Here is a 20371-nt window from a genome sequence, read left to right on the forward strand (position 1 = left end):
AAGTTGCCCAGCTTAGCTGTACGTTCTTCCAGATTAAAATTGATAGGGCTAAGCGACACTGAATCGAGTGTAAATAAGCTCTCTGTATCTTGAGTCTCAGCCAAGGCAATCTGAGAAAGCGACACCGAGCCAGTTTCGATCAGCAGGTGTGATCTCTGGTCACTAAATTCAGTATCGTAGCTGCCTTCTAGTGAAATCAGTGCGTTATTAAGTGAGTAGGGAGAGAAAGGTTTGACGTAATGCCAGAAGCTTGAAGAGCGAAGATTGCTCAAGGCCAAAGAGCCTTTAGAAGAAAAAGGGGCAATGCCAATTTGTCCCTTCCATGAAAGCTCTTGACCCTGGCCTAGTGAGAGGTTTAGTGAGTAGTTGCCACCATCATTATGGTCTGTCGAGAAGTCCTTTAATGCGAGATTGAGAGGCTCAAGCTTTAGCCTAAAGGTTTCATCGCTAGAGCGATCGGTAAAGTTGACCTGTCCATGAGAGATAGAGATCAGGCCGAAAAAGAAGGCTAAAGGCTCTGAGTTATCGACTTCCTCTGGCGCTGCCTCGCTGTCAGCTTTTACAAAGTCACGCTGGAAATTTAACAGACCTTGCTCGTCAAGCTGAGCATTGATACTAGGCCTCGTCAAACTGACTTCATCAAAAGCTATGCGCCCCCCCAATGAACCGAGGGCGCTAAAGTTGACGTAGAATCGATCAAAGCTGACGCTATCTTGCTGGAACTCATCCTTAGCTTGGAAACCGTGAACGGCTAGAGATAGTGCGTAAGGGTTGAAAACAACTGATTCGATTTGCGTATCCCAGGCTGCAATATCCTTAAGGGAGTTGATGGCCTGCTGCTTAACAATATAAGGTACAGCAAACCAGCCGAATACACTGTAGATTAAAAAGAAAAGAATGAGCCAGAACTTCTTGGATTTGAAATTAAGGATGGTCGACACAGTGTAACCCTCTAGAGTGGCTATTTTAGAACAGAACCTTGAACCGCGAAGCTGACATTATAAAACGAGCTGAGCAATAAAGAACTAAAAAGGAACTAAAAAATGACCGAAAACTGCTCACAAGAGAAACGTTGCCCCTGGTGCGGTAATGACCCTTTATATCAGCAATATCATGATGAAATTTGGGGTAAGCCAAGGTGGGGTAGCCAGGATCTATTTGCCAAACTTTGCCTTGATGGCCAACAAGCGGGTTTGAGCTGGATTACGATTTTACGAAAAGAAAAAAGCTATTACGAAGCATATGATAATTTCGATCCTAAGCGTATTGCAGAATATGACCAGACGAAGATAGATGAATTACTGCTTAATTCAGGTGTGATTCGAAATAAGCTTAAGGTGAACTCTATTATTAAAAATGCACGCGAATTTCTCGAGATTGAAAAGAATGAGGGTGACTTTTCAAAGTACCTTTGGTCATTTGTTGGCGCTAAGCCGATAGTTAACAGCTGGCGGACGATGGCAGATGTACCGGCTGTAACGCCAGAGTCCGAAGCAATGTCGAAAGATTTGAAAAAGCGCGGCTTTACCTTTGTCGGTCCGACTATTTGCTATGCCTTTATGCAGGCTGTGGGGATGGTTAATGACCACCTGGTGACATGCCCAGAGTGGTCAAAAGTGAGCTAAAAGCTGAGTGAAGTTTAGCCCTTCTGATTCACCATCCATACTGCGGCTTCAACTCGAGAATTCAAACCTAGTTTTTTCAGGACATGTTTGACGTGAACCTTCACGGTTCCGTCAGAGATATCGAGTTCACGGGCAATAAGCTTGTTGCTCATACCTTTGGCTATGAGTTTCAGGATCTCGTGTTCCCGGCTGGTTAGTTTGGCTAATAAGTTCGATTTCTTATCGTTGCCGCCTCGTATTGCTCCGGCCAGAACATGTGTTAGCTTCTCACTGATCACCATTTTACCAAGCGCGGCTTCTTTTAGCTTTTCCAGTATTTGCTCAGGGTCCATATCTTTAAGCAGGTAGCCGTCGGCACCATAAGTAATAGCGCAAACAACGTCTTCATCACTATCGCTTACGGTTAGCATGATGATACGGGAGGTGATCTCGGCATTTCGCATGGCTCTAAGTGTTTCCAAACCATCCATACCTTGCATATTCAGATCTAACACGATTAGGTCGGGCTCGTGCTCTTTAGCAAGCTCTAGGGCGCTATGCCCATCACTTGCTTCACCAATGACTTCTAGCTCATCTTCGAATTCAATCAGCTGGGTTAGTCCTTTTCTTAATAAAGGGTGGTCATCAACTAATAATATGGTGGCGGGGATCTGGCTCATGAGTGCTTCAACCTTTATGCGGCGCTTAGTTTCTGGTTTAAGAATCTTATCTAGTCGCAACTCTGTCTTAGAACGCGCCATTTGGCAAGAACCCTGGTTCTCAAAATTGACGTGAATCATGTTCGACAGGCTTTACTCGTGGAGGCTTAGAGAGAGTAGGCACCGAAATGTACCTACTTCTGGTCGCATGTGTTGTACCCCTTGTTTTACGCAGCGTAGCGACAATGCAGGTGCTGGCAAGGGTACTACCCAGTAGTAGGTATTGGGGGGTAAGTAAAGGGTGAAGAAATGCCTACTCCCTTGAGTCGATTGTTCTTGTTTATAGGCTTGCGCATGATGAACGTGACTTAGCATTATTTATAACATTGGGAGAAATTCTATGTCGGATATTCAAAAATGGGATCCGGAGGACGAGCAGTTCTGGGAATCCACCGGTAAGAAAATAGCCAACCGAAATTTGTGGATTTCTATCCCGAGTTTGCTTTGCGGCTTCGCGGTTTGGTTGTATTGGGGCATCATCACGGTTCAAATGTTGAACTTGGGCTTCCCCTATGAAAAATCACAACTATTTACTTTAATGGCGATTGCCGGTTTGACGGGTGCAACGCTACGAATACCCAGCACCTTCTTTATCCGTTTGGCGGGTGGCCGAAATACAATCTTCTTTACCACAGCATTACTCATGCTACCTGCAGCCGGTACAGGTATCGCGCTGTCTAACCCTGAAACACCTTTCTGGGTTTTCCAGGCACTAGCGCTTCTATCTGGCTTTGGTGGTGGTAACTTCTCATCTTCAATGTCAAACATCAGTTTCTTCTTTCCTAAGAAGCAGCAGGGCTTGGCGCTAGGTTTGAATGCGGGTCTGGGTAACTTTGGTGTTACTACGATGCAGATTCTGGTTCCATTGGCGATGACTGTTGGCATGTTCGGCGCACTAGGCGGCGAGTCAATGACGCTAGTTAATACTTCAGGTACCTTGATCGGTAAGATTCCTGCAGGTACTGAAGCATGGATTCAAAATGCAGGCTTCGTGTGGTTGCTCTTCCTGATTCCTCTCGCACTTGCTGGCTGGTTCGGTATGAATAACTTGCGTGAAGACCACATTTCGCCAAGTATTCCTGGCCCTGTTGGTTCTTTCGGCTTAATTTCAATGATGTTGCTGGTTGGCTTTGCTTGTGCAATCTTCGGCCTATGGTTGATGCTTCCTGAGAAAGTGGGTGGTTCAGGTTTTGGTGTAAGTAAGTGGATCGTATTACCTATTGTTATCGCAGCGACAGTATTTGCTTTGAAAGCGATTCCAGGTCAGATCGGTGAGAGCTTAACGCGTCAGTACAAAATCTTTGATAACAAGCATACTTGGGCAATGACAGTTATTTATACAATGACTTTTGGTTCATTCATTGGTTTTGCAGCATCTTTCCCGCTAACGATTAAAGTTGTATTTGGTTTCCAGCACGTGATGGTTGATGGTGTGATGACACACAACACGGCTAACCCTAATGGGCCAAGTGCTTTAATGTACGCCTGGATGGGGCCTTTCATCGGTGCTTTGATTCGCCCAGTTGGTGGTTGGATCTCTGATAAAGTAGGTGGTGCTTTAGTTACTCAGATTTGTGCGGTAATTATGGTGGCATGTGCAATTGGTGTGGCTTACTTCATGAAAGCCGCTTACCAGTCAGCAACACCTGAAGAATTCTTCGTACCATTCTTTGTATTGTTCTTAGTCTTGTTTGCTGCAACAGGTATTGGTAACGGTTCTACTTTCCGTACCATCTCTCAGGTATTCAATAAAGAGCAAGCAGGTCCGGTATTGGGTTGGACTGCAGCGGTGGCAGCATACGGTGCATTCATTATGCCTAAAGTATTGGGTGAGCAAATCAAGGCGACGACTCCTGAGTACGCGCTATATGGCTTCGCAACGTTCTACGCCGTATGTATCGTTCTTAACTGGTGGTTCTACCTACGTAAGAGCTGCGAGCACTATAATCCATAACGACAATCCATAAGTTGTAAGTTATGGCTTAAAATAAAAAACCGCGCAACTAGCGCGGTTTTTTATGTTTACTGGTTAATAAATGGCCAATAATTGGCTTGCTAAGCAGGTGTTAATATCAGCATAATATGCATGCTAAAAAACAAATATAACATCAGCCTGGTAATCATACTGTTATGCAAGCTTCTTGCTTTTCGCCGATGAGTGGTGAACTGAAATTATTAGTGATAGAGGACCATCCAGTCTACCTGGAAGGGCTTTCATTTGTGCTTAAGCGTTTGAGCGAAGAGGTTGTGATCGAATGTGCTCATGGCGTGATAGAGGCTCAAAATCACCTTGGACAAAATCAGGGTTATGACCTGATATTGCTCGACTTATGCTTACCTGATGAGGGGGGGCTGTCTATTCTTCGATACCTGTCTGAGCAGAAAATATTCATCCCGGCAATTATTTTGTCAGCTTCCGAGGAACTCAGGGATGTTCAGCGAGCCCTTAAGGCTGGGGCTAGTGGTTTTATTAGTAAAGCCAGCAGCAGTGAAGTGATCCTTAATCAGATAAAAAAAGTCATGGAAGGCGAGAATTGCCTGCCAGACTTTTATCAGTCACAACAAGTTGCTGAATTACCAGAGTTAACACCTCGGCAAAAGGAAGTTTTACAGTTAGTGTGTGAAGGCTTACCAAACAAGAAAATCTGCCAGCGCCTGCATTTGACCGAGCATACGATCAAGAGCCATATGAAGACCTTATTTAGCGAGCTAAACGTACATAACCGCACTGAATGTGCTCGGGTAGCAGTTGATTTGGGCTTGTTAGAATAATTGCTTAGCGGCCATTCATTGTAGCGGCTTAAAAATTAGCCTCAAATAGGCTAATTCTTTGCCTGTAAGTAGTGCTGAATCATTAGCTTTAATTTGGCGGGAGCTAATGGTTTAAAGGCGATTCCGGTAATATTTAGATCCTGTTCAACAAAACTCTGACTGACTTCTTCGCTGACTTCTTGCTGAGTGTCGGCTGTGATTAAAATTGCGGGCGTGGCGGTCGCTGCTCTTTTTCTCATCTCTAGTATCAGTTCAATGCCATTTTGTGGATAAGCAGGAAAGCGATAGTCGCAGATAATAAGGTCGAAAATTTCTGACTCGCTGCAGCTTAACGCATCGTAAGGGTTCTTAACTGCGGCGACGGAGTAGCCCCAATTGGCTAACAGTATTTGGCATGAATCCAGGACACTTTGGTCGTCATCGATTAGGAGAATGCGCTTATCAGGGCTGGGGCGTGGCACTTGTGCTGGTGCATTGTTAATCGGTTTCTCGAGAGAATAGGCTTGCGCCAGCTCTAGCCAAAAGCATGCGCCCTTATGTTTTCCTGCTCTGACGCCGTATTTGACTTCTAATAGCTCACTTAGCTGTTTGACAATCGCAAGCCCTAAGCCCATACCTTGCTTGTCAGATTGATCCGTTTGATGAAACTCGTCGAAGATACTTTCCATTTCTTCTTCAGGAATTCCTTTGCCATTGTCTTCCACTTCCAAGAAGATAGTTTTGCCTTCTTTGTACCAATTGACTTTTACTCCGGTTGCATCGGCATGCTTAAATGCATTTTCGCAAAGGTTTCGAAATATTCTCTCGACTAAGATTGGGTCACTTTTTACAATACAAGGTGAGGGGCCTTCGGTGCGAATCGTCATACCAAGCTCTTCCGCACGAATGTTTTGCTCGGGAATTAGTGAGCCGATCAAACTTGAAAGATCAAAGTTTGTATTCTTTGCTTCAACAATGCCGGCATTTAACCTTGAGATATTGAGTAAAGAGCTAAGTAACTGGCTTAGTTGATTAATGGCGAGCTTAAGTTTTTGTGTTAAGGCTAAAGAATCTCCCTTGGGAAGCTGGTTTTCTAAGGTCTCAATAAGTAAGTTCATAGCGTGTAGAGGCTGTCTCAAGTCATGACTGGCGGTGGCTAACAGCCTCGTACGTGAGGATATTTCTTGCTGGTCTCTAGACTTTGCAAGTTCAACCAGCTTCTTATTGAGAAAGAGGCTACGCCGTGATCGTTCTTGCATGTAGCTGCCAATCGCCCCCATAAAATTGAGTGTAATAATAAACGCAGCATTTGAGCTGATAATATGGCTGGGAGAGTTCAGATTGAGCTCAAGGGTAAAATAGCCCAGCGATACGATCACTCCACCTAATGTGGCCAAAGTATACGGCGAGCCCATTAGGAAATAGCCAAAAACCAAGAGCAGCAACACACCGTCGTAAGGCATTTGCGCATCATTAATTCGTGTAGTGTACATAATAGCAACGATACTTAAGCCAGAGACTATGTAGGCACTCATATACAGACTTGAATACGCGCGTATCGACCAATTCATTCGGGCGGCGATCATTGTTATAGCGATGAGAGGGCAAACTATAAACAGACGAATACAGGTTGTGACGACGTAGACAGACTCGGGGAGCGTGTAGATATCTAGTAAAGCAAATAAGAAAAAAATGAATAATGCGGCAACTCCAATTGCAGGAATTCGTTCTAGTAAGCGTTGGTGTCGATATTCCCTGAACTCACTTTCAAGTGACTGAGAAAACTTTATGAAGGGGAAGCGACGCTTGTTTGCATATTCGAGCTGAAGCTCTTCAACGCTTTTTTCGTAATGGCTTGTCATCGTTATTATTGGTCTTTTAAGCGATTAGAGTGAAGCGTTCTATGTTAGTTGGTGTGCAGAACGATGCCAAGTAAGGTCACCGCTCAAATGGGAGAAATGTGATTTGCGTGTTACGAGCGTATGATAACTTTACTTTCATCACTTTCTCTGAGGTAACTGGGTGAGAAACGAAGCTGGATTTGAGTACCTTGGATACCCTCTTGAGAGCTCTTAACAACTAGCTCACCGTTCAAGTGCCGACTGCGTTCTTGAATGATGGCCAGGCCATAATGATTTAACTTTTCTGGGTTGCTGGACAGCCCTACTCCATCGTCTTTAATTTCCAGTTGGATGGTTTTGTCAGTTTGCTGAAGTAAGCTAATATCCAGGCGTGTACCCTTGGAGTGGTTGACAGCATTCTGGCTGGCCTCACGAAGAATTTGTAGCACGTGAATTTCCTCAGAAGGACTCAAAGGAATATTCTTCAGTGAATTCTTCAGGTTAATGTGCATCTCGGTTCGCGCTCTCAATTGCTTAATGGTTTGCTCAATTGCGCCATGTAAACCTTTATCATCGATTTTTAAGCGGAAGGTGGTGAGTAGTTCACGTAAGTGACGGTAAGCTGATGAAAGGCCCTCACTCAGCTCATCAATAATTGGCTGTTGCATCTCATACTTTTTCTTATCGTGTGACTTTTGTAAGCGTGTTACTTGAATCTTCAGGTAAGAGAGCGATTGAGCTAGAGAGTCGTGAAGCTCTCGGGCCATTACTGTACGCTCACTAAGCATCGCCAAGCGGTGTTCTTGCTCTTTGGTCTCCTGTAAAGATAAAGCGATGGCTAGTTGGTCAGCGCTAGATTGGACCAATTTTTGTTGCCATAAGAGAAGGGGTTTGTCTTTCGATTGAGGTAATTTGATCACACCATACTGTTTTGCTTGATGAATGACTGGGTATCGATATATCAAAGCATCCTCAGCTAATTGATTGAAAGGTCCGTCACCGCGGCAGCCTTCACAGGTAAAGCGATTGCAAAGCTGTTCATCATCATCATGCATGTCAATCTGCAAATAAGGGCGTTCGCCTTGTGTCGTAAATAGGCAGAGCTCAATATCTTTAACCATTAGTATCATGCCTAGATCATTGATAATTTCTTGGTAATCCAGGCTCTTGTCTTGATCTTCCAGTACTTTCCTGGCAACGCCGAAGGAATATTCTAGGACGGTATTACTTCGTTTTAGTTCTTTGGTTCGTTCTTCAACCCGGCTTTCTAGCTGTTGATAAGTTTCAGCGATTGATTGGCTCATCTGGTTAAAGGTTTGTGCTAGTAAAGCCAGCTCATCTTTACCAGGAATGTCGATGTGCTGCTGGATGTAGCCATCACGAATCATTTTTGCAGCTTCTGTCAGGCGGCCCAGGGGGCTTTCTACACGGTTTTTAAGCAGATAAAAAATCAGGCTACCAACCAAGGTGGTAAACAGCATGGCAAATAATTGGAAGGTTCGAAGTGTGCGAATTTTTGACTCAGCTTCTAGCTGAAGCTCAGATACCAGAATATCGGTTAGATCAACTTGTTTGTTGAGCAAGGTAAGTGTTTCGGGGATTGGTTTTTCACCGTTCTTCAAACGTGGTTTGACGATCTCAAACCAATGCTGGTAGCCGTTTGTAAAAGCTTGTTCCAAGTCAGGGTTTGAAAGGGATGAGTGAAGGTTAGTAAAAAGGGTGTTATTCCAGGTTTGGTCTAGTTTTTCTATTAGCGGCCCGATGTCATTTGGGGAGTGAGTAGCGGTTAAGCCTATATGATAGGTCTGCATGCGCATTGAACCTGAGAGGTTAATCGCATGAGCATCGGAATCGGCTTGCTCTGTCACCCAAAAAGAAAAGAATATCGATAATAAGGTGATACCTATGATGGTAAACAGTGACAAGTTTATGTAACTCATCACTGAGTGAATGAACTGCTGATTGCGTTGTAACACGGGTAATACCCCTAAAAAGCCATAGCCTGATGTAGTAAGGCCGATAAAATAAAAATCTATTATATATCAATATCTTAAAAATAATTCACGATAACCCTAAGTGGGTAGTTTGGCTGTTTTATGACCAGAGCCGCCTGGTGTAAATTGATGCAAATCAATTTCAATATTCTTGCCCCTCCATATACTGAGAGCAATCGCACTAATGGAGTCGTGTTATGTACACAATACTGCCAATGTGCTTTGAATATCAATTGTTCAAAAATAATCGTTTGTTTGGCCATGACAGAAGTTAAGTGATGGGAATAAACAAACAAGGGTGAGGAACCACAAATGAGTCAGTTTTTAGACAGGTTACGTTTTTTCAAAACGAAAAAGCAGGACTTTGCCTCAGGGCATGGCGTAACAACCAACGAGGATCGTGGCTGGGAGGATGGCTATCGCCGTCGTTGGCAGCACGATAAAATTGTACGATCAACACATGGGGTCAACTGTACTGGCTCATGTAGTTGGAAGATTTATGTTAAGGATGGCCTGGTAACCTGGGAAACCCAGCAAACTGATTATCCTCGTACGCGCCCTGACCTTCCTAACCACGAGCCACGCGGCTGTCCTCGTGGTGCGAGTTATTCCTGGTACATCTATAGTGCAAACCGCTTGAAGTACCCAAAGGTACGTAAAGCTCTATTGAAGCTATGGCGCGAAGCTAAAGCCCAGCATAGTGACCCGGTTAAAGCTTGGGAATCGATTGTTAACGATCCGGCAAAAGCTAAATCCTACAAAGAAAAACGTGGTATGGGCGGCTTGGTTCGTTCTGACTGGAAAGAAGTTAATGAGCTGATTGCTGCTTCTAACGTTTACACTGCTAAGAAATATGGTCCTGACCGTATTACCGGCTTCTCGCCAATTCCTGCGATGTCGATGGTTTCTTATGCGGCAGGTGCTCGTTACTTATCCTTGATCGGTGGTAACTGCCTAAGCTTCTATGACTGGTACTGTGATTTGCCACCAGCATCTCCTCAGATTTGGGGTGAGCAGACTGACGTACCAGAATCTGCAGACTGGTATAACTCTGGCTACATCATTGCTTGGGGTTCTAACGTTCCACAAACGCGTACACCTGATGCTCACTTCTTCACTGAAGTTCGCTATAAGGGTACTAAGACTGTATCCGTTACACCTGACTACTCAGAAGTTGCGAAGTTGACCGATGAGTGGATTCACGCGAAGCAAGGTACTGACTCAGCAGTAGCGATGGCAATGGGCCACGTTATTCTGAAAGAGTTTCACGTAGATAAGCCAAGTGCTTACTTCACTGAATACGTGCGTACCAAGACTGATTTCCCTTACTTGGTTATGTTAGAAGAGTCTGATCAAGGCTTACAGCAAGGTCGCTTCCTAAGAGCCTCTGATCTCGATGGTAACTTGGGTCAAGAAAACAACCCTGAGTGGAAGACGATTGCAGTTAACGATGCGAGCAATGAGTTGGTTTCACCTACCGGTTCAATAGGTTATCGCTGGGGTGAAAAAGGTAAGTGGAATATTGATCAGCTAGACGGTAATACCGGCGAAGAGATCAAATTAGGCTTATCACTAAAAGATAGTGCAGACGAAGTGGTTGAAGTTTCCTTCCCTTACTTCGGTGGACAAGAGCACGAATACGGTTATTTTGATCATACTGATCACGATGCGAATCAACTACGTAAAGTACCTGCTAAGAAAATTAAGTTAGCAGATGGTAGTGAGAAGTTGGTTGCAACTGTATTTGACCTGACTCTTGCAAACTACGGTGTTGAGCACGGTTTAAACTGTGCAAATTCAGCATCAAGTTTTGACGAAGACAAGCCATACACGCCAGCATGGCAAGAAAAAATCACCGGTACGCCGCGTGAGCAGATCATCAAGATCGCACGAGAGTTTGCAGACAATGCAAACAAGACGACTGGTCGCAGCATGATCATTATCGGTGCGGCGATGAACCACTGGTACAACATGGACATGAACTACCGTGGCGTTATCAACATGTTGATGATGTGTGGTTGTATCGGTCAATCTGGTGGCGGTTGGGCTCACTATGTTGGACAAGAGAAGTTGCGTCCTCAGTGTGGTTGGCTACCGCTAGCATTTGGTTTGGATTGGCAGCGTCCACCACGTCAAATGAACGGTACCTCTTTCTTCTACAATCACGCAAACCAATGGCGTTATGAGAAATTGGAAATGGAAGAGGTTGTGTCACCTTTGGCTGATAAGTCTAAGTGGCAAGCTTCTATCATTGACTACAATACGCGTGCAGAGCGTATGGGTTGGTTGCCATCAGCACCTCAATTAGCAATTAACCCATTGCAGTTGACTAAAGATGCTGAGAAGGCAGGTAAAACTCCTCAAGAATACACGGTTGATCAATTGAAGAACGGTTCTTTGAAGTTTGCTTGTGAAGATCCGGATGATGTTCAAAACCATCCTCATAATATGTTTATCTGGCGTTCAAACCTATTAGGTTCGTCAGGTAAGGGTCATGAATACATGCTTCGTCACCTTCTAGGTACTAAGAACGGTCTTCAAGGTAAAGACCTTGATGAACGTGGCGCCAAGAAGCCAGAAGATGTTAAGTGGCACGATACGCCAGTCGAGGGTAAGGTCGACTTGCTAGTGACGCTAGACTTCCGTATGTCGACTACCTGCTTGTATTCAGATGTTGTATTACCTACAGCAACTTGGTACGAAAAAGACGATATGAATACGTCGGATATGCATCCGTTTATTCACCCTCTTTCTAAAGCGATTGACCCGGTTTGGGAATCGAGATCTGACTGGGATATCTTCAAAGGTATTGCCAAGAAGTTCTCTGAACTTTGTGAAGGCCACTTGGGTGTTGAGAAAGATTTGGTCACGGTACCGCTTCAGCACGACACACCAGGAGAGCTTGCTCAGCCAGAGGGTGTGAAAGCATGGTGGAAAGGTGAGTGTGACCTGATTCCAGGTAAGACGGCACCAAACCTAGCCGTTGTTGAACGTGATTACCCGAATACCTATAAGCGCTTTACTTCGCTTGGCCCATTGCTAGAGAAACTAGGTAATGGTGGTAAGGGTATTACTTGGAACACTGAAGATGAAGTGAAGTTCTTGGGTGAGCTTAACTATAAGCACACTGAAGAAGGCGCGCATCAGGGTCGTCCGAAGATTGAGTCGGCAATTGATGCCTCTGAAGTGATCTTGAGCCTGGCACCAGAAACTAATGGTCAGGTAGCGGTTAAAGCATGGGCTGCACTGTCAGAGTTTACCGGTAAAGATCACACACACTTGGCTAAGCCGAAAGAAGAGGAAAAAATCCGCTTCCGCGACATTCAGGCGCAGCCTCGTAAGATCATCTCTTCTCCTACCTGGTCAGGTCTGGAAGATGAGCACGTATCTTATAACGCAGGTTATACCAACGTACACGAGTTGATTCCATGGAGAACAGTGACAGGTCGTCAGCAGTTCTATCAGGATCATGAGTGGATGCGTGACTTCGGTGAAACCCAGTGCTTGTATAAGCCACCAGTTAACATGAAGACAGTTAAGCCTTTGTTAGACAAGAAACCAAACGGCAACAAAGAGATCGTATTGAACTGGATTACACCTCACCAGAAATGGGGTATCCACTCAACCTACTCTGATAACTTGTTGATGTTGACCCTTTCACGTGGTGGTCCGATTGTTTGGATCTCGGAAGTTGATGCAGCAAAAGCAGGCATCGAAGATAACGATTGGATCGAAGTGTTCAATGTTAACGGTGCCATTGCATGTCGTGCGGTCGTTTCCCAGCGTGTAAACGAAGGTATGAGCTTGATGTATCACGCACAGGAACGACAAATAAATATGCCGGGGGCTGAAACAACCAAGACACGTGGTGGTATGCATAACTCTGTTACAAGAGCGGTTATGAAGCCTACTCACATGATCGGTGGTTACGCACAGCAAGCATACGGATTTAACTACTACGGTACCGTTGGCTGTAACCGAGATGAATTTGTAATCGTCCGTAAGATGGACAAAGTTGACTGGTTGGACGAGTCGTCTGAAGAGCGAGGAGCATAGCGATGAAAGTACGTGCACAAATAGGCATGGTCCTGAACCTGGACAAATGTATCGGCTGTCACACTTGTTCTATCACTTGTAAGAACGTATGGACGAGCCGTGACGGTGTTGAATACGCTTGGTTTAACAATGTTGAATCTAAGCCAGGCGTGGGTTTCCCTAAAGAGTGGGAAAACCAGGAAAAATGGAACGGCGGTTGGGTCCGTGGTAACGATGGTAAGTTGACACCGCGTCAAGGTAACAAGATGCGTGTGTTGGCGAATATCTTCGGTAACCCTGACCTACCCGAAATCGATGACTACTATGAGCCATTCGATTACGACTACGAGCATCTGCATACTGCGCCAGAAAGCAAGCATCAGCCAACGGCTCGTCCGAAGTCGCTGATCACTGGCAAAATCATGGAGAAGATCAACTGGGGCCCAAACTGGGAAGAGATTCTAGGTACGGAGTTCGCTAAACGTAAAGTTGATTCAAACTTCAATGAAGTAGCGCAGAAAGACATCTACGGTCAGTTCGAAAAGACCTTTATGATGTACTTGCCACGCTTATGTGAGCACTGTTTGAATCCGGCTTGTGTTGCAAGTTGTCCTTCAGGTGCGATCTACAAGCGTGAAGAAGACGGTATCGTATTGATCGACCAAGACAAGTGTCGTGGTTGGAGAATGTGTGTATCGGGTTGCCCATACAAGAAGATCTACTACAACTGGAAGTCTGGTAAGTCAGAGAAGTGTATTTTCTGTTACCCACGTATCGAAGCGGGCCAGCCAACAGTTTGTTCTGAGACTTGTGTAGGTCGTATCCGTTACTTGGGTGTACTTCTTTATGATGCAGACCGTATCGAAGAAGCAGCAGCAACGCCGCTAGAGAAAGATTTGTACCAGGCACAGTTGGATATCTTCCTAGATCCAAATGATCCTAAAGTGCAAGATGCGGCACGCGCTGAAGGCATTCCTGATAGCTGGATTGAGTCGGCTCAAGCATCACCTGTTTATAAGATGGCAATGGACTGGAAAGTAGCGCTACCGTTACACCCAGAGTACCGTACGCTGCCAATGGTTTGGTACATCCCACCACTATCCCCAATCCAGAATGCTGCTGAGCAGGGTCGTATTGGTATGGACGGTGTGATTCCAGACATTAAGTCACTGCGTATTCCGGTACGGTACTTGGCTAATTTGCTAACGGCCGGTGAAGAAGCGCCAGTTGTGAATGCACTAGAAAGAATGCTGGCAATGCGTTCATTCAAGCGTTCACAGCAAGTAGAAGGCAAAGAAGATCTGGAAGTTTTGAAGAAGACGGGTTTAACAGCCTTACAGGTTGAAGAAATGTATCGTTACATGGCGATTGCTAACTACGAAGACCGTTTCGTCGTGCCATCAAGCCATAAAGCTTACGCAGAAGATGCTTACGACATGAAGAGTTCATGTGGTTTCAGCTTCGGCAATGGCTGTAGCGATGGTAACAACGAAGTCAACATGTTTGGTGGTAACAAACCAAGTAACCGAGCGAATATCATCGCGGTTTCAGGAGGTGACTAAGATGGATACTTCAAATGCGAAGGTGCTAGCTGTTGTATCTTGTTTGATGGATTACCCACGGGAAGACATCCTTCTTTACAAAGGTGAATTGGATCAAGTGGTAGCGGAGGCTGGCCTAGCGCCAGCCATCGAAACCAAGTTGCTGGCGTTTATTGAAAACCGGGCAGCGATGGATCTAATGGACTGGCAGAGTGAATACGGTGGTCTATTCGATCGTGGACGTTCGGTCGCGCTATGGTTGTTTGAGCACGTACACGGCGAATCCCGTGATCGTGGCCAGGCAATGGTAGATCTGGTCGATATGTACCGCGAAGCAGGTTTAGAGCTGGACAAGCACGAGTTGCCTGACTACATCCCCTTGTTCCTGGAGTTTCTCTCAACCCAAGGTAAAGAGAACGCCCAGAATTGGTTGCAGGAAATGGAGCATATTTTAGGCTTGATCCAGTGTCGCTTGGAAAAACGTAAAAGTGATTACTCGGTTTTGTTTGAGGCGCTTCTGGACTTTGCTGACAGTAAGATCGAATTGGACGAAATTCGTGAGCAAATCGCTGATGAGAAGCGAGATGACACGAAAAAAGCAATCGACAAAGAATGGGAAGAGGAAGAAGTGAAGTTTGGTGCTGAGTCACTAGATAAAAGCTGCGAGTCTTCAACGCGTCGACCCAGCGAAGCTCAGCGTCGTGACCAAGATATCCCGGTTAACTGGGTAGGTTTTGATGCCACGCCGTCCTCGTCACAATCTTCTATCTCCGATAAGAGAGGATAAGAAAATGGATTACTTAAATCATTTATTCTTTGGAATTTACCCCTACATTGCTTTGGCAGTGTTCGTTTTAGGTTCGATTGTGCGTTACGACCGCGATCAATATACCTGGAAAACTGGTTCAAGCCAGATGTTAGAAAGTGCTCAATTACGAAAAGGCAGCCGCCCTTTCCACGTGGGTATCATTATGGTTTTGATGGGGCACTTTGTGGGCCTATTAACGCCACATGTGGTATGGGAAACACTTGGCGTAAGCGATAGTTTCAAGCAAATGGTCGCAATGGGCATGGGTGGCTTCTTTGGCCTGGTGTGCTTATATGGCTTGGTGATTCTTGTTAAGCGTCGTTTAGGTAATGAGCGAGTGCGAGCGACTAGCTCAAGAATGGATATCCTTATCCTACTCTTGTTGTTGGTTCAGCTACTACTAGGCTTGATCTCGATCTTCGTATCGATGGGTCACCTGGATGGTGTTGAAATGGTTAAGCTAATGAGCTGGGCGCAAAATATGGTCTTGTTTAACGGCGTTGAAGCTTCAGCAGCGATTGCTGATGTTCACCCAATCTTTAAGCTACACGTAGCCTTGGGTATGACTTTGTTCTTGGTCTTCCCATTCAGCCGTTTAGTTCATGTTTGGAGTGTGCCAGTTAAGTACTTCTCTCGTAACTATCAGGTTGTACGTAGTAAGGCTTAATAGCCATCTTATCCCCGCAAAGCGCGGGGATATTTTCAAAGGGGTCAGACTCGATTGAAACCTTAGTTTCAATCGAGTCTGACCCCTTTGAAAATATAGACTAAGTTGGAGTTAGATATGATCCGAGTGAATCAAACAGAATTTGATGAAACAGCCATCGTCAAAGAAATGCAGTACCACGTGGCCCAAACGCACACGGAATCGAAAAATAAGGCTTGTGAGTCTCTGATTATCAGTGAGCTTCTTAAGCAGCGTGCTGAAGCTTTAAATCTAGCAGGTGGTGCAAAGAGCCAAGAAGCCCAGAGTACTGAAGATGCGTTTCTTGAAGCTTTGTTAGATACCGAAGTCGAAGTACCTTCGGCCAGTGAAGATGATTGCCGTCAGTATTTTGAAGCAAATCCTAAAAAATTCATGACCAGCCCCTTGGTCGAGGCGCGTCATATCTTGCTTGATGCATCACCCGATGATGCCAATGCTCGTTCCGAAGCAACGGAACTGGCAGAGCAACTGATTAAACGCTTACAAGAAAATATTGGGCAGTTTGAAGAGCTGGCCAAGATGCATTCCAAATGCCCTTCAAAAGAGACGGGTGGTCACCTTGGGCAGCTTGGTAAAGGCCAAACTGTGCCAGAATTCGAACGTCAGTTATTCAATTGTCCTGAAGGTTTAGCCAGTGCGCCAATCGAAAGCCGTTATGGTGTGCATGTTGTTTTCATTAACCACAAAGAAGAAGGTAAAGCTTTACCTTATGAGATGGTTAAAGAACGAATTTCTGATTACCTGAATGAAAAGGTTAGACGTAAAGCGATTGCCCAGTATATTCATTCATTAATTATGGATGCCGACATTGAAGGTTTCGACTTTAGTGTGTCCGACTCCCCTTTAATGCAGTAAGCTCCCCATATTTGGGGTCAGAGTAAAAATGGCTGTTTTTACTCTGACTCCAATTTCTTATCTAATAATGATCGGCTCAAGGTCATAAAAATGACTGAAGAGATCCCTGCAGCGGCAAATAGCATACACATCACCATTATCTGATAGCGAGCGGCAATAAAAGGCGATACGCCAGAGAGTATTTGCCCCGTCATCATTCCAGGTAGCGAGACCAGACCGACGGCGAACATTGCATTGATATTTGGAATCATTGCCGTGTTGAAAGCCGTATTCCGTGCAGTTTCGTAAACATGGCCACTACGAAGTTCAGCCTGTAAACGTTCGCCAGCCAAACTAATGCTGGTCATTGAGGTTGCAAAAATCATCCCGGCTAGTGGAATCATATAACGTGGCAAGTACCAAGGGTCTAGCTGTAACACTAGCTGTGTGACCAGAGCAAGCATTAAACCGCCACCAATAAATACCGCAATCAGCGCTTTACTGAATAACTGAAAGCGTCCCTTTGTTGATAGTGCGTTGTTGCCAGTGCTATCTGACAGCGTGTTTAGAGATATCCAGCTCGATGCCAGCATCATCACTGATAGAACAGCCAAGGTGAGCAAGCTGCTTTCTGATTCGAAGATCATGATCAGCGCGTAGCCAATTAATAGCAGCTGGAGTAGCATGCGGATGATTGAGTAACAGGCTTTTCCGTATGCCAGCCCCCAATATCGCATTAGAGCAATCACAAAGAAAGTAGGGATAAAAGCGATGAGCAAGCGTTCAAAGGGAATGATTTCAATAGTCATCGGAAACTCGAAGTGATTGAAAGGACGGCGCGTATCATAACATGGAGCAGAGTAAAGCGATGGCACTTCAAGAATGATCTGGGTCATACAAAACCTGAAGAATACTCATAAAATGGTAAATAATACGGCGAAAAGTGGTATCTCCTGTTAAGCTTGAAAGCAATCATGACTTTACTTCGGAGAGTACGAGTGTTTTTTGAAAGCTCATCCAAGAAACTAGCTAAGCTTGAAATCAACATGGCCGCTGCAGAAAGCTATCAGGCTTGGTGCAGTGCGGCAGAAAAACATGACCTGGCTTCGGGTGCCAGCGAATGGAAAGAGCTTGAGCATACAAGCGAATATGACTACAAACAGATTCGTCATCGTCTAGAAGCTCTTCAGAGGCTTCGTCGAGACAACAATTATCATGGCTTACTGTTCGCTCTGAATGAAGGTATACATGGCAATATGGGGGGAATGGGTAAGCCTGTTCTCTATAACCATGCCAAGTATGGTACGAAGAAACTTATCGAAGAGTATGTCGATGAGATAGTTGAGTCCATAGAGCATATCGCAGAATTAGATGCCTCGCAGATCGATTATGAAGAGCGCCTAGACTTCTTTCATCGAGCCAGCCTTTGCTACGGCCGAACAGCGCTGATGCTCAGTGGCGGCGGTGCACTTGGACATTTCCACATTGGTGTTGTAAAAGCCTTGCTTCAGCAAAATCTTCTACCAAGTGTTATATCAGGCGCTAGTGCGGGCTCGGTCATTACAGCCATATTTGGTACGCATACAGATTTGGAGCTAAAAGAACTCATTCAGCCAGTGAGAATGTTAGCTGAGGCGAAAGAAAATGCAGGCTGGCTTAAAAAGCTCTTGTATGGAAAGAGAAAGCGCGCTGATATCAAAGATTTTGAAGAGCATGTGCTCAATCGTTTGGTACCTGATCTGACCTTCCAAGAAGCGTATGAACTCACAGGCCGTCGGATCAATATTTCCGTAGCGCCTGCAGAACTCCATCAGACCTCTCGTTTGTTGAATGCGATTACTTCACCAAATGTTTATATTCGTACTGCTGTGCTTGCTTCGTGTGCAGTGCCCGGTATTTTCCCTTCTGTCATGTTGGAAGCGAAGAATGAGCTTGGTGAGCGTCAAGCCTATCTACCCACACGACGCTGGATAGACGGTTCTTTTAGTGATGACTTGCCGGCTAAGCGTTTGGCTCGTTTATACGATGTGAATCACTATATCGGAAGTTTGATTAATCCGATCGTATTGTTTACTAAAGATGGTTGGGATAACACGAGAATTCCAAGTTGGGTACGCTGGCTAACGCATAAGAGTGCTAGCCGTTTTGCCAAAGCAACTTGTGCCGTGAGTCAGAAATATACTCCAAACTGGACGCGTTTTAATGTCTTGATGAATACCGTTGCCTCGGTGCTAAACCAGGAATACAGCGCCAATATTAATGTCTACCCGGATTTTAGAAAATTCGATTTTCGGCAAATACTTAGCCCGCTGTCTGAAGCCGAGTTACTAGAGCTGGTTCGACAAGGGGAATTGGCAACCTGGTCACAGATGGAGCGAATTCGTATTACCAGCAAAGTAGAGCGAACGCTGGAGCGAATTTTGGAAGAATATGGAGAAAATGACCTGCTACATGCGAAGATGAAGCGGCGTAAGAAACAGGTTCAAAAAACCTAAGTTAGTGCATGTCCAGCTGTAGGGACATTTTATCAATAGGCGTTACTGAAAGTAGTGATTTCATACAACGCTTTGAGTCGTAGCCGCACAAAGCGATCTCCTCATCCGAAAATATCCAGGGTTTGCCAGATTCATACAATTCCAAGCGGGCGTTGAGAGGTGCTTGGTACTGCTCCATATAGTGGTGCTTGGCGCTATAGTATTTTAAACTCGATAAAGCATCCCTTTGCGTGATTACTGCTCGTTCGAATAAACCATTAGCCGCATAAACGGCAGCAGCAGTGTCTAGAAAAAGAGGGCGGTCTGAAAGGTCCTCATCATCGATGATATCCTCTATCATTTCTAAAGCACGTTGCGGGTTTCTAAATGAATCATTGGGATATGTTGCCAGCCACCAAGCATAGAAAGCATTGGAGCTGTCAAAAACCTGGTTTTCAATCGATTTCTCAAAATAGTAGCGTGCATTGTCAAGATTACGCTCAGTCCCGTGCCCAACCAGGCTGCTATGCGCTAATACTGCCAATGCCCAATAATACTCCTGGTACTTTTCGCTTTTCAGGATTTTAAAAGCTAATGACTTATCTGGCTCTTCAGTGTCAGCAAGAATTTGGTAGGCTTTTATCAAGGGTATGTAATAGTCATAAGCTTGGTCATAGCGCCCATAATCTGCTTTTTCTGCGATATCGAGATAAAGACGGGATTTTTCCAGATCTCTAGGGACTTGATAGTCGAGGATATAAAGGTTCGCTGCATGCAATGCGGGAATTCGGTAGCCGAGCTTTGCGTCCTGCTCGAAATAATGAAGGGCTTCAGGATAGTTGTGTGCTTCTAGATTTTGTAAGGCTTGTCTAAAGTTCGTTGCACAGGCGCTGAGTTGGATTACTAGAGCTATCACTAGTGAGAGTTTTATTGCACGACTGATCAAATTACCACTAAACACTACCGGCTATCCTTATTTAAATAATCCTTCAGCTATTCTACCACTGGTTTAGAGTATGTACACTTTAATGAAATATAAATAGAGAAAGGCCGAGACGATGTCC

15 protein-coding genes are annotated in these 20371 nt (G+C 45.0%); 9 read left to right on the top strand and 6 right to left on the bottom strand.

Annotation, left to right across the window (positions count from 1 at the left end):
• Window positions 1-941: DUF748 domain-containing protein (locus A3757_RS22325; protein ID WP_156506496.1), on the bottom strand; the 941-nt coding region annotated here is incomplete at its 3' end.
• Between the two features lie 102 nt (window positions 942-1043).
• On the opposite strand from A3757_RS22325, the gene A3757_RS22330 reads away from it, so the two are divergent.
• Window positions 1044-1625, top strand: coding sequence for a DNA-3-methyladenine glycosylase I (locus A3757_RS22330; protein WP_068507588.1), 582 nt, complete (start codon window positions 1044-1046; stop codon window positions 1623-1625).
• Between the two features lie 14 nt (window positions 1626-1639).
• On the opposite strand, the gene narL is transcribed toward A3757_RS22330, so the two are convergent.
• Window positions 1640-2284, bottom strand: coding sequence for a two-component system response regulator NarL (gene narL, locus A3757_RS22335; RefSeq protein ID WP_068507590.1), 645 nt, complete (start codon window positions 2282-2284; stop codon window positions 1640-1642).
• A 379-nt stretch (window positions 2285-2663) separates the two neighbouring features.
• On the opposite strand from narL, the gene A3757_RS22340 reads away from it, so the two are divergent.
• Window positions 2664-4277 carry an MFS transporter gene (locus tag A3757_RS22340; RefSeq protein ID WP_068508666.1) on the top strand — a complete coding sequence of 538 codons (1614 nt, stop codon included), beginning with the start codon at window positions 2664-2666 and terminating at the stop codon, window positions 4275-4277.
• Between the two features lie 176 nt (window positions 4278-4453).
• Entirely contained in the window at window positions 4454-5095 is a 642-nt protein-coding gene (locus A3757_RS22345) for a response regulator transcription factor (protein WP_068508664.1), read from the top strand.
• 50 nt (window positions 5096-5145) lie between these two features.
• Here A3757_RS22345 and A3757_RS22350 read toward each other — a convergent pair whose 3' ends face one another.
• Complete coding sequence (locus A3757_RS22350; RefSeq protein WP_068508663.1) at window positions 5146-6936, bottom strand: hybrid sensor histidine kinase/response regulator; 1791 nt, start codon at window positions 6934-6936, stop codon at window positions 5146-5148.
• A 110-nt stretch (window positions 6937-7046) separates the two neighbouring features.
• Window positions 7047-8891, bottom strand: coding sequence for a histidine kinase (locus A3757_RS22355; RefSeq protein ID WP_082865087.1), 1845 nt, complete (start codon window positions 8889-8891; stop codon window positions 7047-7049).
• Window positions 8892-9221: 330 nt separating this feature from the next.
• On the opposite strand from A3757_RS22355, the gene A3757_RS22360 reads away from it, so the two are divergent.
• The 5 genes from A3757_RS22360 (at window position 9222) to A3757_RS22380 (ending at window position 16854) form a co-directional block, all read left to right on the top strand.
• The gene (locus A3757_RS22360) at window positions 9222-12965 is read left to right on the top strand and encodes a nitrate reductase subunit alpha (protein WP_068508662.1); all 3744 of its coding nucleotides are present in this window, start codon (window positions 9222-9224) and stop codon (window positions 12963-12965) included.
• Window positions 12966-12967: 2 nt separating this feature from the next.
• The gene (gene narH, locus A3757_RS22365; RefSeq protein WP_068508661.1) at window positions 12968-14506 is read left to right on the top strand and encodes a nitrate reductase subunit beta; all 1539 of its coding nucleotides are present in this window, start codon (window positions 12968-12970) and stop codon (window positions 14504-14506) included.
• Between the two features lies 1 nt (window position 14507).
• Entirely contained in the window at window positions 14508-15272 is a 765-nt protein-coding gene (narJ, locus tag A3757_RS22370) for a nitrate reductase molybdenum cofactor assembly chaperone (protein ID WP_068508660.1), read from the top strand.
• A gap of 4 nt (window positions 15273-15276) precedes the next feature.
• Window positions 15277-15960, top strand: a complete 684-nt coding sequence (narI, locus tag A3757_RS22375; RefSeq protein WP_068508659.1) for a respiratory nitrate reductase subunit gamma — start codon at window positions 15277-15279, stop codon at window positions 15958-15960.
• Between the two features lie 117 nt (window positions 15961-16077).
• Entirely contained in the window at window positions 16078-16854 is a 777-nt protein-coding gene (locus A3757_RS22380; RefSeq protein WP_068508658.1) for a peptidylprolyl isomerase, read from the top strand.
• Between the two features lie 38 nt (window positions 16855-16892).
• Here the strand turns inward: A3757_RS22380 and A3757_RS22385 are convergent, their stop codons facing one another.
• A complete protein-coding gene (locus tag A3757_RS22385) occupies window positions 16893-17729 on the bottom strand; it encodes an ABC transporter permease (protein ID WP_197470226.1) in 837 nt (278 codons plus the stop codon).
• A gap of 102 nt (window positions 17730-17831) precedes the next feature.
• Between A3757_RS22385 and A3757_RS22390 the strand changes: the two genes are divergently transcribed.
• Complete coding sequence (locus A3757_RS22390; RefSeq protein WP_197470227.1) at window positions 17832-19328, top strand: DUF3336 domain-containing protein; 1497 nt, start codon at window positions 17832-17834, stop codon at window positions 19326-19328.
• 1 nt (window position 19329) lies between these two features.
• Here A3757_RS22390 and A3757_RS22395 read toward each other — a convergent pair whose 3' ends face one another.
• Complete coding sequence (locus A3757_RS22395; RefSeq protein WP_068508656.1) at window positions 19330-20268, bottom strand: sel1 repeat family protein; 939 nt, start codon at window positions 20266-20268, stop codon at window positions 19330-19332.
• Window positions 20269-20371: the final 103 nt, after the last annotated feature.

Source organism: Oleiphilus sp. HI0117 (genome assembly GCF_001635235.1).

Bases quoted from the DNA above. Each gene is read 5' to 3' on its own strand.
- A3757_RS22330 (WP_068507588.1), top strand. From the start codon at position 1,044: ATGACCGAAAACTGCTCACAAGAGAAACGTTGCCCCTGGTGCGGTAAT.
- narJ (WP_068508660.1), top strand. From the start codon at position 14,508: ATGGATACTTCAAATGCGAAGGTGCTAGCTGTTGTATCTTGTTTGATG.
- A3757_RS22380 (WP_068508658.1), top strand. From the start codon at position 16,078: ATGATCCGAGTGAATCAAACAGAATTTGATGAAACAGCCATCGTCAAA.
- narL (WP_068507590.1), bottom strand. From the start codon at position 2,284: ATGAGCCAGATCCCCGCCACCATATTATTAGTTGATGACCACCCTTTA.
- A3757_RS22360 (WP_068508662.1), top strand. From the start codon at position 9,222: ATGAGTCAGTTTTTAGACAGGTTACGTTTTTTCAAAACGAAAAAGCAG.
- A3757_RS22340 (WP_068508666.1), top strand. From the start codon at position 2,664: ATGTCGGATATTCAAAAATGGGATCCGGAGGACGAGCAGTTCTGGGAA.
- A3757_RS22350 (WP_068508663.1), bottom strand. From the start codon at position 6,936: ATGACAAGCCATTACGAAAAAAGCGTTGAAGAGCTTCAGCTCGAATAT.
- narI (WP_068508659.1), top strand. From the start codon at position 15,277: ATGGATTACTTAAATCATTTATTCTTTGGAATTTACCCCTACATTGCT.
- A3757_RS22345 (WP_068508664.1), top strand. From the start codon at position 4,454: ATGCAAGCTTCTTGCTTTTCGCCGATGAGTGGTGAACTGAAATTATTA.
- narH (WP_068508661.1), top strand. From the start codon at position 12,968: ATGAAAGTACGTGCACAAATAGGCATGGTCCTGAACCTGGACAAATGT.
- A3757_RS22385 (WP_197470226.1), bottom strand. From the start codon at position 17,729: ATGACCCAGATCATTCTTGAAGTGCCATCGCTTTACTCTGCTCCATGT.